Origin of the sequence: Lactobacillus paragasseri, assembly GCF_003584685.1 — a bacterium.
Classification (GTDB): domain Bacteria; phylum Bacillota; class Bacilli; order Lactobacillales; family Lactobacillaceae; genus Lactobacillus; species Lactobacillus paragasseri.
This window is the reverse complement of record NZ_AP018549.1, coordinates 16,122-29,712: the sequence shown is the minus strand read 5'-3', so window position 1 is coordinate 29,712 and position 13,591 is coordinate 16,122. Positions and strand designations below refer to the sequence as shown.

Here is a 13,591-nt window from a genome sequence, read left to right as displayed (position 1 = left end):
CTTTACTATCTATCTTCTCTAGACTGAAAGAAAATAGGTTAATATATTTAATTCGAGGTAATCTATATGCCAATAAAAATTATCACAGATTCAACTGCGAATATCACAGCTGATCAAATTGACGGAATTGAGCACATTACAGTTCCTTTATCGCTTCACGTTGATGGCAAGCTTTGGATGGATACGCCTGATATTGATTTAGACAAGTTTCTTCATACTCTAAAACACACTAAGAGCAAGTCTACTTCTGCTTGTCCCAATGTAAACGACTGGCTTAAGTCTTTTGAAGGTAGCGACGAGATCTTTGTAATTACTTTAACTAGCGCCCTTTCCGGTAGTTATAATTCAGCTACTCAAGCAGCTAAGATTTATCATGAAAAGAATCCAAAAGCTAAGATCTTAGTATTTGATTCTCGCTCAGCTGGTCCTCAATTGAGATTACTGGCTGAGAAAATTGCTAGTCTAGCAAATGCGGGTAAGTCATTTGAAGAAATTGTCAAGGCCACTGAAGAGTACCAACACCAGCTTGATTTAATGTTTGCCTTGCAAGACTTAACTAATCTAGGAAATAATGGTCGTATCCCACCAGCAGTCGCTAAGATTGCTGGTTTATTGAAGCTTTTCGTTATCGGAACTGCCAACAATAAAGGTGAATTTGAACTTTTGGGTAAGGCACGCGGTGCTAAGAAAGCTAGAAGAAAACTCTTAGATGAAATGGTCAAAGCCGGCTATAAAGGTGGCCGTGTTCAAATTGATCACGTTCAAAATGAAGGCTCTGCCCTAAGCATGAAAGAGATTATCTTAGATAACTTCCCAGATGCTAAAGTAACGATCGGCGAATGTGGTGCCCTCTGCAGTTTCTATGCTGAAGATGGCGGTTTAATGGTTGGCTTTGAAAAAGAATAGTGTATAACACAAAAGGAGTGCTCTAGGCACTCCTTTTAATATGCTTTTTGAAAATCGTTCTGCATTATTTTAACAAATTCAGGATATGTTTCGACTTCAAATAAGGGATGAAGACCAATTGTATCCTTTCTATGACGATGGTTATACCAAATGCTGTCAAAGCCGTACTTTTCAGCACCTAAAATATCTGACTGTAAACCATCCCCGAAGAATAAGGTTTCATTTGGACCAATTTCAGTTCTACTGAAGAAATAATCAAAAGCATGTGGATTTGGCTTAGAGTAATGAGCTTCTTCAGACGTTACAATCAAATCAAAATAATCCTTAATTCCTGCTAACTCTAAGCGGTGGCGCTGCATAAACTTTTCACCGTTACTTAATACAGTTAACTTGTATCCCTGCTTCTTAGCAAACTTAAGCGTGTCTTCCACACCCGGTAATAACTGGTGTGCTTCGCCAAAGTAAGAACGGTATTCATTCATCCATTCATTACCATCTACATCTAAATTAAAATTCTCTTTAATGAAATCATGAAAAGTCATCTCACTTAGCTCATCATACGTAATCTCACCAAGCTCAAGTCTACGCCAAAGCCCTTGATTATAGGTATGATATTGCTTCTGCAAATCAGAAGAAAGAGGCAGCTTATGTGATTTAAATAGCGCATGCAAAGATGAATCTTCCGTAGCCGCAAAGTCGATCAGAGTATCATCAACGTCAAAAATTAATTGTTTATATTTCAAGTAGCAACCCTTCTTCTATTTAAGTTAGTAATTTTGATTATAGCAGAAGACGGCAGAATTTAGTTTTTCAAATTACTTAAAGATTAGTGGTAAGATTATAATGATCAGAAATTAATATATTGTTAGAGGAAGTAATACTATGACACGTGCACAATTGAAACAAGCTGCAAAAGATCAACTACGTGGCAATTGGGGCTGGGCTATTTGCCTAACTATCTTTGCTTGGTTAGTTAACGCAGTTATTATGGATCTTAACCGCTGGATCTGGACTGGAAAAGATTTTACTTATACTGTTCTACGCTTTAATAAAGACAACTTAATTCAAGGATATAAGCCAGCCTATAACCTTTCAGAAATTATTGTAGGCTTGATTACCGGCTTAATTTTATGGGGAGTTGCCTACACAATCTTAGACTTTGTTGAAACAGGCAAGATGGAGCCTTGGTATTCTGGTATATTTAGCGCTTATAGCAATGGTCGCTTTAAAAACAGTTTGTTTACTCTGTTTATGACTAACTTATTTGTTAGTTTATGGACCATTTTATTCATTATTCCTGGCTTCATTAAGGGTTACTCCTACGCAATGACTCCATATATTTTGAAAGATAAATTTTCAGCTGACCAAACTGATATCGGAGCAACTGAAGCTATTACCGAAAGTCGTAAGTTAATGGATGGACACAAGATGGACTTATTCGTCTTAGACTTAAGTTTCATTGGTTGGGGCCTACTTGGTTTAATCACTTGCGGTATTGGATTCATTTGGATTACTCCTTACTACCGTCAAACTAAAGCTAACTTTTATCGTTCATTAGTTGCTAATAATTAAATATTACATAAAAATAGCCGCTATAGCTGTAGTGACCCACAAAAATTGGACACTTTATTAATATTATGCAACTAAGGATTGATTCCGATATTGAATCGGAGTCAGTCCTTTTAGTTTACTCTTTGTTCTTTCGTAATTATAAAAGTGAATATAATCTTTAATCGCTTGTTCTAATTCATTCAGATTGGCATAGTTTGATTCTTTGCCATAAAACATCTCTCTTTTAAGTATGCCAAAGAAGCCTTCCATAAGCCCATCGTCTGGAGAACAGCCTTTCCTAGACATACTTTGTTCAATGCCACGTCTTGCAAGTTCATATTGATAAGTCTTATGTTGATATTGCCAGCCACGATCTGAATGAAATACTAATCCATTCAATGAATCATTAACTTTAAATGCATCATCAAGCATAGTCAGTACCTGCTGCAAGTTGGGACGACGAGAGATATTATAAGCGACAATATCTCTCCCACAGCCATCGATAATAGGCGATAGATAAAGCTTTTGTCCTCTTAAGTTGAATTCAGTAATATCCGTGTACCACTTCATATTTGGTCTAATAGCAAAGAAGTTGCGTTTAATTAAGTTAGGTTTAATTCTTCCTTCAATTTCACCCTCAAAGCTGTTGTAGCGTCTTCTACGTTTCATACGATATCCAATCAAATTAAGTTTACGCATTAAACGATAGACTGTTTTTCGATTGATTATAAAGCCTTCACTATGTAAGTGATCAGTTATTGTTCGATAACCTGGAGCAGTGTATCTATCTTTAAGTTCAAAGAATATTTCTTTAATTCGTTTAATTAGACTGTGGTGCTTTATCTCATCTTGATCTTCGCGCTTTAAAATATTGTAATAATTGCTTCTGGATAAGCTAGGTAAAGCATTATTCGGATCACTTAAAATCGACAAGATAGTTTTAACACCCAACCCAAGTTCTAGCCTTAATTCTCTAACAGCTTGTGCTATTTCTGTTTTGGTTGGTTTTTTCTCTTTTGAACCAAGGCATCCAATTTTTTTATAAATGCATTCTCGACAGTAAGCTTTAAATTCTGGTGACGCAATTCTTCGTTTTCTTTCTTCAATTTCTCTAGCTCTTTGTTCACGGGTTCGTCGTCCTTTCCTCTTGATAACGACATTATACCCGTTTTCTTTATAAGAGCGAATCCAGTTAATAAGCATCCCTTGACTTTTCAAGCCCAATTCTAAAGATACAGAGTAAGCAGCTTCATGATTGACTAAAACCCGATTGATAGCTTCTAGCTTAAATTGGGCTGAATAATAAGTATGGGGCTTATCTAATATATCCATTCCATGCCTATGAATGAGTGAAACTAAGTACTTAATACTAACTGAGCCTATTCCATACTTTTTACTTAAATATGTCGATCTTTTATTTTCAATAGTCCATTCTTTATAAATATTCAATTTATCTTTTTTAGTTAATTTAGACATAGTAAAACCCCCGAAATCCGTGTCCGAATTTCGGGGGTCACTACAAGCGCCTGAGCGTTGTAGCGGTTATTTTTTATTCATCAACTAAAGTAATTCTTTCCTTATGGTGCTCTGGATGAACAATTTCATTTACAACTAAGCGTGCCATTGTACCCGAAGTTACTTTAGATTCATTTTTATCGTTGTAGAGCAGCGTATCGTTACCTAACATATAACCTGCTGCTTCTGGACCTGCTTCAAAGGTTAAGGCTGGTGAAATTCCAAGCCAATCTACATCTTCAACTTGCTTTAAGTAGTTTAACTCATTCAACTGCTCTTTGGGTGTATTAATCCAGTTTTCAGAGCCAGTTAATTTCTTAATATCTTCAACAACTAAGTGGTTATCAATTCCAGTTCTAAGACTACCAGCTCCTAGAATGAAGATTACTCTAATATCTTTATTCTTAGCTAATCCGCACAACTTGGTAGCAAGTTTTACTTGATCTCTTGCCCTCTCTGGTGTGGTACCAAAAGCGTCAACAATCACATTAAATTCTTGAAGCAAACTATCATCCATTGTTAGGACGTCGCCAATTAAAAGCTTAGCATCCTTACCTAAGACTCTTTTAGCTTTATCTTTATCTCTAACAATACCTGTTACTTCTAAGTCTTTATTTTGACTAGCCAACTTATAAATTGCACTTCCTGCCATGCCTGAAGCTCCAATAATACCTACTTTCATTATAATTTCTCCTCTCTGTGTTTTATCTGTTACCTTAGCTTAGCATGAAAAAAGAAAAGTAGGATAATATTTGGTTTTAAAAATTTAAAATCAATAAAAGAAACCAACTTATAAGAGGTACTGCCGTAAAACAGCAAAAAACTATTTTTAATTAAAAGTAATCGTAAAATGAAACTTCGCCTTTAACAAAATCAGTATTAACTGGATGATTTTCTTTAACAAAACCTAATTGAACTGCCCGTTTTAAAGTTAAGTGGCCTAATAAAACTTTGGTCCAGTTAGTTAGAGAAGCTGTATAGTCTGGATCTGTTTCGACTTTTCTTACCCTAGTTTCTTCAGCAGCATCGTTAACTAACCAGATACCATTATTTTCAACAATAATATCATCGTCAGTGACCTCAATAGTCAGTTTCTTATTATTAACTAAAGGCAATGCTTCTAACACTTGTTTCATATCAATGATTCTAGTCATCATGTAAGGTATTGTCTTTATAGTGATTCCTTCTTGTTCCGGGAAGAATTCTCCTAACAAACTTTCCTCAGGCATTTTCACATAGTATTTCAAGTCGCTTGAGCTATGACTTGCAATAATGCTTAACAGGGCCTGAGCTGCTTGCGGAGTTTGATAGTACATTTCTTCTGCTCGGAAATTGCGCTCAACAATTCGGTAAAACATATACCCCTGTGGTTGTTGGAATTTATCAAAATAAACACAAATTGATCTACCGGGATAATACGTATCTAATCTATCCCACCACCAGTCTGCACGGTCAACTGTATTTCTTTGTTCACCTTGATTGAGTTTAGCTTGATATAACTTGATTACTGCTTCTTTTAGGGATGAGTCGCTCCAATTTCCGCGCATCAATTTTCCCTCTTTGATAGGCTTAAAGAAACGCAGATATTCAGGCCGAATTTGATACATTTTTTCATAAATAGCATTTTCATAGCCATAACGACGATAAAAAGTTTCTGAAAATGGAGCTAAGTCAGAAATTGCGTAATTTTGATCGTGTAATTCTAAAATAATCTCCTTCATCAAGCGATTAATATCGCCCTGACCACGGTTTTCGGGATAGGAAGCAACATAACCAACTCCGCCCATTTTAACTTTTTTAGCAAAAATTCTACTCTTAAATTCATTTACCATAATATAGCTAGCAAGATGGTTATCCTTATATTCACCAAAACCCATACTATGGTTATAACGACTTAAAAAGTTGGGATCCTCACGTATATCATTATTTTTTAAAAAAGCATATTCCACTAATGGTGCTATTTGATCTAAAGTTTCTTTATTTTGACTTAATTTCATCTGCTTTTACCTTTTCTAGCATTTATCTTTCGTAATATATTTCTACCTCTTATTATATCAAGTTAAAAAAGGCAATAAAAAAAGTCCTAACCGACAGGTTAGGACTTTTCACATGTGCTGACTAAAGGATTCGAACCTTCGACCTCATCATTACTAATGACGTGCTCTGCCAACTGAGCTAAGTCAGCATTTCTCACAACGTCTACTAGTATATCAGATGATTTTATAAAAAGCAAAACTTTTTTACGGTAAATCGTGTCCCGCAGCAAAATATAAATCATACCATTCTTGATTAGTCAGCTCAATATCTGCACCCTTAGCAGAATCGACAATATGAGCCGGAGTCATAGTTCCCATGATAACCTGAACCTGACCAGGCCATTTAAGAATCCAAGCTGCCGCAACTGCATTTTTACCAACGCTATATTTATCTCCAATTTCCTGCAATTTCTTATTTAATTCAGGAAAGGCTGGATTATTGATAAATGTACCAGCAAAAGTTCCATATTGAAATGGTGACCACGCTTGCAAAGTAATATGATTCATCCGTAAAAACTCCAGTAAGCTACCATCGTGGTTAATAGAAGCATCATCAGTCATATTAGTATGCAAGCCAAAGTCAACCATTCCTGTGTGCATTAATCCAAATTGCACTTGATCAAACATTAAAGGCTGACTTACTGCATTTTGAAGCATCTTAAATTGAGCAGGATTAAAGTTAGATACACCAAAGAATCTAACTTTACCGGTAGCTTGTAAAATATCAAAGGCTTGTTTAATTCCCTCTAGATCCATCAAAATATCTGGTCTGTGTAAGACTAGGCAGTCTAAGTAATTAATATCCATTCTCTTCAAAATACCATCAACAGCATCCAAAATATGTTCTTTAGTAAATTCATAGCGTGAGCCATAAGCTAATGATCCATGGCTTCCACTTGATCCTACAACAATTCCAGTCTTTGATTGAATAAATAAATCTTCACGGTTAACATCGGCTAATTTTAACGCCTTACCAAAAACCTTTTCTGAATTTCCGCGTCCATAAATATCCGCAGAATCAATAAAATTTACACCAGCTTTATAAGCTGCGTTAATTGCAGCAGCTCCTTCTTCTGGAGTTCTAGTCCCCATCCGCATAACGCCTAAAGCAATAGCTGGAATATCTAAACTTGTTTTTCCTAATTTTGTTGTTTTCATTTTCTTTATCTTTTCTATTTTTATGCAAACGATTACATTTAAATGATACAAATATTTATAAGCTACGTGAAGTTTTTTCAACAAAAAAAGCCATTTTTAATGCAACAATGTAACATTAAAAATGGCTAATTCTTTAATCTTCGTCTTTTACTACTTTGATTCTATGAACTGCAATTAGCGACATAAAGATACCGAAGAAAACACCTGAAATCAAACATGTAGGAATCATTATCCAGGTCCACGAACCATCGCTATAACTAGTTAAGAATTCTAAGATTAACATCAATATGCCAAAGATTGCTCCCGATATCATTCCTTTTGTCCATGCAGCTTTTTTAGCCTCAGGTAATTCGTCTTTCTCTACTTCATTATCTGTCAATCTCGCCTTTCTAGATTGCTGCATTATGTATAAGTTAACTGCCATTAGCATTACAAAAAAGCTACCAGAAAGGAAAAGATATGCCACATCAGCTTTATACATCGAAAACAAAACCAGAGAAATTAAAAATGCTACATCCATCCCTAAAAAGAAAATAAAAAATGCCCTATTTCCAATTTGATTCATAACTTGACGTTTCTGCTCATCAAGTGGACCAGAAATTCCGTACCAAAATTTCATATATTTTTCGAATCTAGTTTCTTTAGCTTTCATTTTTAAACATCTCCATCCCAGAATAATGTATTTAAATCTGTATCTAACTCATGCGCTAACTTCAAACATAAATCTAATGAAGGATTATATTTATCATTTTCAATTAAATTTATTGTTTGCCTAGCAACATCTATCCTTTTAGCTAATGCCATCTGTGATAAGCCTTTTTGCTTTCGATATTCTTTAACTCTATTCATGGCAATTCTCCCTATCATTCTTATAAGTCATATATATGTGACTTTTTATACTTTAAGTATAATATTTATTTTCAAATTGTCAATTATATATGACATATTTTGTTAACAAACAGGTAGATCTATAAATACTAAGCTTTATTCTGATACTCCATTAGTTAAATCATTGACCATCCAATTACGTATTGAACCACAGCAATAAAAAACTAAAACAAGGCGTATTACGTAAACTTATTTCAGTTCTCTAGTGTATTAATTAAAAATGATGCCAATTATAAACGCTATTGCTATTAAGGAAATTAGTAGTTTTTTCATATTCAGATAATTATGCTTTTGATATAATTGCTGTAACCGCTTTAAAAGTAAGGAGTAAATTATGATTAAGACAATTTTATTCGATGTAGATGGCACTATTGTTGATACACAAAAGGTTGTTCTTTCCACATTCAAAGAGGTTATTAAAGAATATTTAAATGCAAATGTTAATATTAACGATTTAGCCTTTGCATTGGGAATTCCTGGAAGAGATGCCATTAAGCATTTTACTAATAATAAAGTATTGATCAATAAAATGGCTAAAAGTTGGTCTGAAAAAGCTAGTAACCGAGTTAATGAAGATACATTATTTAATAATATCCCCGAAACTATCAAATCTCTATCTCAAGAGGGAATTACTTTAGGAATTGTTACTTCAAAAACTAAACAAGAGTATATTAATGAAGTCAGTCACTTTGGACTAGATGATTATTTCGATGTAATTGTTACTGCAAGTGATACTAAGAATCATAAACCTAATCCTGAACCATTAAATTTCGCAATAAGTAAACTTGGTGTAGATCGTACTGAAACGCTTTATGTAGGTGATACCAAATATGATATGTTAACTGCTAACGCTGCTAAAGTGAAATTTGCTTTAGCCAATTGGGGAGCACATGAAGAACTTCCTGAAGCAGATTATCAATTAAATAACCCAATTAATTTAGAAGAAATAGTTAAAGGATAATTATTTAGTACTACAATTGGCTAATAAATTAATTACTTTATCTCATCTTGAACGTGTCAAAAAATATAATAGCTCAAACAAAAAAGGATTATCTCTAATACTGAAGATAATCCTTTTCAAATACCCTAAACACAAAAAAACAGGCTTAACGCTTGCTCCCAAACCTTTTTATTCTAGTTCAAAGCAAAGAAAAAGCTATCAAATCAGTATTTTAAGAAATGATTTGATAGCTTTTAATTAAATATGAGCATAAAAAATGCTGACTAAAGGATTCGAACCTTCGACCTCATCATTACTAGTGACGTGCTCTGCCAACTGAGCTAAGTCAGCCTGTTTATATGACAATTATGTATTTAACCATATTATCTGTTTCTGTACAAGATATTTTTTTACTTTTTACTTAAATGATTATCCAACTAAATCTGGGCTACAATAAAGACGTATCTGTTATATAGAAGGGATTAATTATGGTAAGTTTAACATCACTTTCAACTGAATTAGATTGGTTACTACGAATTTTAGTTGCCGCTCTTTGTGGAACAGCAATCGGCTATGAACGTGCCACTCAAAGAAAAAGTGCAGGTATCAGAACTCATATGGTTGTTGCTGTCGCCTCTGCTCTATTTATGCTGGTTTCTAAATATGGTTTCTTTGACCTATTATCGTTACATGATATTTCGCTTGATCCATCAAGAATTGCGGCTCAAATTGTAACTGGGATTTCCTTTATTGGTGCCGGTACAATCCTAGTTAGACGAGAACAAATTTCTGGTTTAACTACTGCAGCTGGTGTTTGGGCAACTGCTGCAATCGGTATGGCAGTTGGTGCTGGAATGTATGTCATCGGAATTGTCAGCACAGTCTTTTTATTCATTATCCAAATTATTTTTCACGATGATACATTCATTAACTTTATTATTCTTCATGTTCGTTTCAATGTTCAAATTGAAGCTAATAATCATCCAGATATTCTTAATGAATTGAAAAAAGAACTATCCTTAAACGAAGTTGAACAAATTTCTATCAAAATTATTGACGTAACTTCTGAACATATTGTTGTTAATGTCGACGGAGTAATTAGAAATAGAAAAGACGAAAATGATATTATTCTAGCTCTTGAAAAAGACCAAAATATTCGCCGAATTAATTCTACTCACGGCGCAAAATAAAATTATAGAAACCGTTTTCAAAATATGCTAAGATATGTGTGTGACTTAATATACTAAGTTACACACTTTTTTGAATATTAATTGTATAGAATATTGAGGATTTATTATGAGCTACATTTATACTTTACGTTATGTTTTCGATCCACGTACTAATACGCCTGAAAAAGATAGAAAACTTTTAGATTTTGTACAAAAAGCCAAAATTGATGACGTGGCTTTTATTATTAATGGCGAAGAATTAAACCACAGTCATCTAACTAAGGAAGAAACACAAGTCTGGCTTGATGCGATTATCCCCCTACAAAAGCAATTAGCTAAGCTTGATGTTACTACGAGTCTAAATCCATGGACAACTATTATGCACTCCGATCGCGGATTTAGCGTTAATCCTGAGATTGGCTTTAATACTTTTGTCGATATTAATGGCAATCAAGCTAAAGATATGGCTTGTCCCGCAGATCCAACTTGGCGTAAGTATTTAGCTGATAGGTATGCTCAATATGCTTCGATTCATCCACGTCGTTTATGGATGGAAGATGACTTTCGGCACTATAACCATACTCCATTAAAGTTAATGTGTTTTTGTGACTACCATATGAAGCTATATCAAGAAAAATTGGGTAAAACAGAAAGCCGTGCAGGATTTGTTAAAAATATGCTTAAGCCTGGCGAACCTACTATTGAACGAAAAATTTATCTTGATCAAGCACGTAAGGAAATGATCGAAAACGAACACTTAATTGAACAAGCAGTTCACAAAGTGAGCCCTAATACTGATTTAGGACAAATGACTTCGTTTCCTGATTGGCATGCTATTGAAGGTAGAGACTGGCCTAGTTTATTTGACGCCCAAGCAGGTCCTGGACATCCTCGCGTAGCACGTCCACACTTACCGTCCTATAACGAAGTTGCTCCTTTAATTTATGGTCGTAAATTTGAAGAATATAGTCGAACTACGGCTGCCTTCTTAGGACCTCGGGCTGAGCTTTACCCAGAATTGGAAAATTCAATGTGGACCCCGCAAGTAAAATCTAATACCTTTATCGCATTTCAAATTATTACCACAGCACTCCTCGGAGCCAAAGGCATTATGCTTAATATCTTTGACATGATGGGCAATGGCGTAAATGAAGATTGGGGCTATGACAAAATGTTAGCTGACATTAAGCCTTTTGCCTCTGCCCTAGCTAGCCATCGCCTTAATATGCAAAAATTACGTGGTATTAAAGTTTTAGTAGATCAAGACTCTGCTTATACTGCTCACACAACTTTTGGAAAAGAACCAGAAGAGCTACTTCCACATGAAAAGAATTGGGCTAGCTTATTAGCAAGTTTCGGTTTTGCGACAACTATTCTTCCCGTTCAAAATGACCTTGCAATTGAAAATCAAACTATTGCAATTGCTGGTCAATTATTACGCAACCTTTCAAATGAACAAATCACTAATCTAATCACTAAAAATACAGTTCTACTTGACGGTGAAAGTATCCAGGTTTTACTAGACAGAAAGCTAGGTAATCTACTTCATATTCAAAGTGCTAAATGGCATCCATGCAAGAGTGGCTATCAATCATTTGAACAAGCTGATGGCACAACTGTTCAAGGCGTTAAGAACCCTCGTATTACGATGCTGCAACATACAGGCAACTATCTACAGTTAGACTATCAAACAGATAGCAATGTTAAGATTTGGAGTTCAGCCTATAATTCGATCGACCAAAAGCTCGGAAACTTCATGGCTGTTATTGATGATCACATAATTGTATTACCAATGGATCAAGATCCAAAACACGGTTGGGAATCACAATTTTCATCTTATAAACAAGGATTAATGCAACAAATTATGGCTAGCGTTGAACCAATTGACTATTTAATCAATATGCCTCACGTCAAATTAAACATTCAAGAAAACGGTAAAATTGTCTGGCTAGCCAATTTCAACTTAGATGGTTACCAAGAGATCAACTGGCATTTAAGTAAACCTCTACCTTCTAATACAGCTACTTTAATTCGACGACGCGATAATAGTGTTGAAAAAGAAGCAGTAAAAATTGAGGTAACAGATAATGTCGCTTCAATTAAGGCTCCTTTATCTCCTCTTGAAACTATCCAATTAATATTTTAATCACTAAGAAGAGCAACTTAGCTCTTCTTTTTTGTTGCTTCTAATTAGCACTAAGCGTCCTCTTTTGTCTTTAATCAAAAAAGCATTAAAATGAAAGTACTATATCCGTTAACGAAAGGACTTTTATCTTGGGTAAAATACTTGATTATGTTCGCTGGCGGGGTGATCTAACATTAGATCGGGAACCATTTAATAGTTTAGATGCAGGTCTTTTTGCTGCTTTTGCTTATCTTCCTTTTGATTCCAGTGTTAAAGGTCATACGCTTGAGGCAGCTACAAAACGCTTAATACAAAAGAAAACCTTAATTCACTCAGATAAATTAGAGGCAGAACTAGTAAACTTAAGTGACCGCTATAAAAATATGCGTTTTCTCGATTGGTCACACCTTTCTCAGAAAAAGCCACCCGTCCAGTTCACTGCAATGACAATTGAGCTAGATTCAGAAACTATTCTAGTGGCTTACCGCGGAACTGATGGTTCGATGGTAGGTCTAAATGAAGACGTCGATATGAGTTATCAACCAGAAATCTTTGGTCAAAGCGTAGCAGCAGATTATCTAGATAAAATGGCCCAAGCCTATCCTGATAAGAAAATCTACACAGTAGGCCATTCAAAAGGTGGAAATTTTGCCGCTTATGCACTTTATGCAGCTTCTCCTAGCCTTCAAGACAGAGTAATTAAGGCTTATAGCTTCGATGGTCCTGGTTTCATGAAAGAAATGTATAACCAGATTGAATTTCAACGCGTAATTCCAAAAATGATGACTTATGTTCCTGAAGGATCAATTTTTGGAATGATGCTTGACCATCCAGAACGCGTTATCGTAGTTAAAAGTAGAATGAAACATTTAATGAAGCAACATAATCCTTTACATTGGGAAGTAGCACGAAATAGTTTTGTAATGGCGCCAGGTTTAAGCAATGCAAGCAGAATTATTAGAAGTACTTTTATCTCTTGGAATACCAAGATTCCACGTGAAAAACGTGAAGCTTTCTGGTTAGCCTTCTTTACTGCTTTAGAGTCACAAAAAATTACTGAAGCTAGTCAACTAACAACTAATAAAATTCGTGGTGCAATTCAATTTAGCCATGCCTATCTTGCTCTTGATCCTGACGCACGTTTAATTGCTAATGAGATTATCTCTGACATTACGGCAACCGCTCGTCAGTACATCAATCTTCCTTTTCTTAGCCATAATGAACACTTAGAACCACTAGGCAATGACTCAAGCAAAGGTCCAATTGTTGATGACTCTTACGATGGTAGTTAATCATATGTTTC

13 protein-coding genes and 2 tRNA genes are annotated in these 13,591 nt (G+C 35.0%); 6 read left to right on the top strand and 9 right to left on the bottom strand.

Going from position 1 to position 13,591, the window contains the following annotated elements; genetic code table 11:
* Positions 1 to 66 precede the first annotated feature (66 nt).
* Positions 67 to 906: a DegV family protein gene (locus tag LpgJCM5343_RS00145; RefSeq protein WP_003649712.1), complete on the top strand. Its 840-nt coding sequence runs from the start codon at positions 67 to 69 to the stop codon at positions 904 to 906.
* 35 nt (positions 907 to 941) lie between these two features.
* On the opposite strand, the gene LpgJCM5343_RS00140 is transcribed toward LpgJCM5343_RS00145, so the two are convergent.
* Entirely contained in the window at positions 942 to 1,649 is a 708-nt protein-coding gene (locus LpgJCM5343_RS00140) for a YjjG family noncanonical pyrimidine nucleotidase (RefSeq protein WP_003649713.1), read from the bottom strand.
* Positions 1,650 to 1,788: 139 nt separating this feature from the next.
* Here LpgJCM5343_RS00140 and LpgJCM5343_RS00135 point away from each other — a divergent pair, with 139 nt between their 5' ends.
* Entirely contained in the window at positions 1,789 to 2,478 is a 690-nt protein-coding gene (locus LpgJCM5343_RS00135) for a DUF975 family protein (protein WP_101890879.1), read from the top strand.
* Between the two features lie 63 nt (positions 2,479 to 2,541).
* Here the strand turns inward: LpgJCM5343_RS00135 and LpgJCM5343_RS00130 are convergent, their stop codons facing one another.
* From LpgJCM5343_RS00130 to LpgJCM5343_RS00100, 7 genes are all read right to left on the bottom strand, one after another.
* Positions 2,542 to 3,933, bottom strand: coding sequence for an IS3 family transposase (locus tag LpgJCM5343_RS00130; RefSeq protein ID WP_307857701.1), 1,392 nt, complete (start codon positions 3,931 to 3,933; stop codon positions 2,542 to 2,544).
* 73 nt (positions 3,934 to 4,006) lie between these two features.
* Positions 4,007 to 4,654, bottom strand: coding sequence for an NAD(P)-dependent oxidoreductase (locus LpgJCM5343_RS00125; RefSeq protein ID WP_003649715.1), 648 nt, complete (start codon positions 4,652 to 4,654; stop codon positions 4,007 to 4,009).
* 151 nt (positions 4,655 to 4,805) lie between these two features.
* Positions 4,806 to 5,969: a GNAT family N-acetyltransferase gene (locus LpgJCM5343_RS00120; RefSeq protein ID WP_101891004.1), complete on the bottom strand. Its 1,164-nt coding sequence runs from the start codon at positions 5,967 to 5,969 to the stop codon at positions 4,806 to 4,808.
* A gap of 115 nt (positions 5,970 to 6,084) precedes the next feature.
* A tRNA-Thr gene (locus LpgJCM5343_RS00115) sits at positions 6,085 to 6,157 on the bottom strand.
* 55 nt (positions 6,158 to 6,212) lie between these two features.
* Positions 6,213 to 7,166, bottom strand: a complete 954-nt coding sequence (locus LpgJCM5343_RS00110) for an aldo/keto reductase (RefSeq protein ID WP_035430127.1) — start codon at positions 7,164 to 7,166, stop codon at positions 6,213 to 6,215.
* A gap of 133 nt (positions 7,167 to 7,299) precedes the next feature.
* On the bottom strand, positions 7,300 to 7,818 hold the full coding sequence (locus LpgJCM5343_RS00105; RefSeq protein WP_003656874.1) for a DUF3278 domain-containing protein: 519 nt from the start codon (positions 7,816 to 7,818) through the stop codon (positions 7,300 to 7,302).
* Positions 7,819 to 7,820: 2 nt separating this feature from the next.
* The gene (locus LpgJCM5343_RS00100; protein ID WP_003648125.1) at positions 7,821 to 8,015 is read right to left on the bottom strand and encodes a helix-turn-helix transcriptional regulator; all 195 of its coding nucleotides are present in this window, start codon (positions 8,013 to 8,015) and stop codon (positions 7,821 to 7,823) included.
* 373 nt (positions 8,016 to 8,388) lie between these two features.
* On the opposite strand from LpgJCM5343_RS00100, the gene LpgJCM5343_RS00095 reads away from it, so the two are divergent.
* On the top strand, positions 8,389 to 9,015 hold the full coding sequence (locus LpgJCM5343_RS00095; RefSeq protein ID WP_003656876.1) for an HAD family hydrolase: 627 nt from the start codon (positions 8,389 to 8,391) through the stop codon (positions 9,013 to 9,015).
* A gap of 257 nt (positions 9,016 to 9,272) precedes the next feature.
* Here the strand turns inward: LpgJCM5343_RS00095 and LpgJCM5343_RS00090 are convergent.
* Positions 9,273 to 9,345, bottom strand: a tRNA-Thr gene (locus LpgJCM5343_RS00090).
* Between the two features lie 137 nt (positions 9,346 to 9,482).
* Here LpgJCM5343_RS00090 and LpgJCM5343_RS00085 point away from each other — a divergent pair.
* From LpgJCM5343_RS00085 to LpgJCM5343_RS00075, 3 genes are all read left to right on the top strand, one after another.
* A complete protein-coding gene (locus tag LpgJCM5343_RS00085) occupies positions 9,483 to 10,184 on the top strand; it encodes an MgtC/SapB family protein (protein ID WP_003656878.1) in 702 nt (233 codons plus the stop codon).
* 106 nt (positions 10,185 to 10,290) lie between these two features.
* Entirely contained in the window at positions 10,291 to 12,309 is a 2,019-nt protein-coding gene (locus LpgJCM5343_RS00080; protein ID WP_101891006.1) for a hypothetical protein, read from the top strand.
* A gap of 128 nt (positions 12,310 to 12,437) precedes the next feature.
* On the top strand, positions 12,438 to 13,580 hold the full coding sequence (locus LpgJCM5343_RS00075; protein WP_077959283.1) for an Mbeg1-like protein: 1,143 nt from the start codon (positions 12,438 to 12,440) through the stop codon (positions 13,578 to 13,580).
* The last annotated feature ends 11 nt before the right edge of the window (positions 13,581 to 13,591 follow it).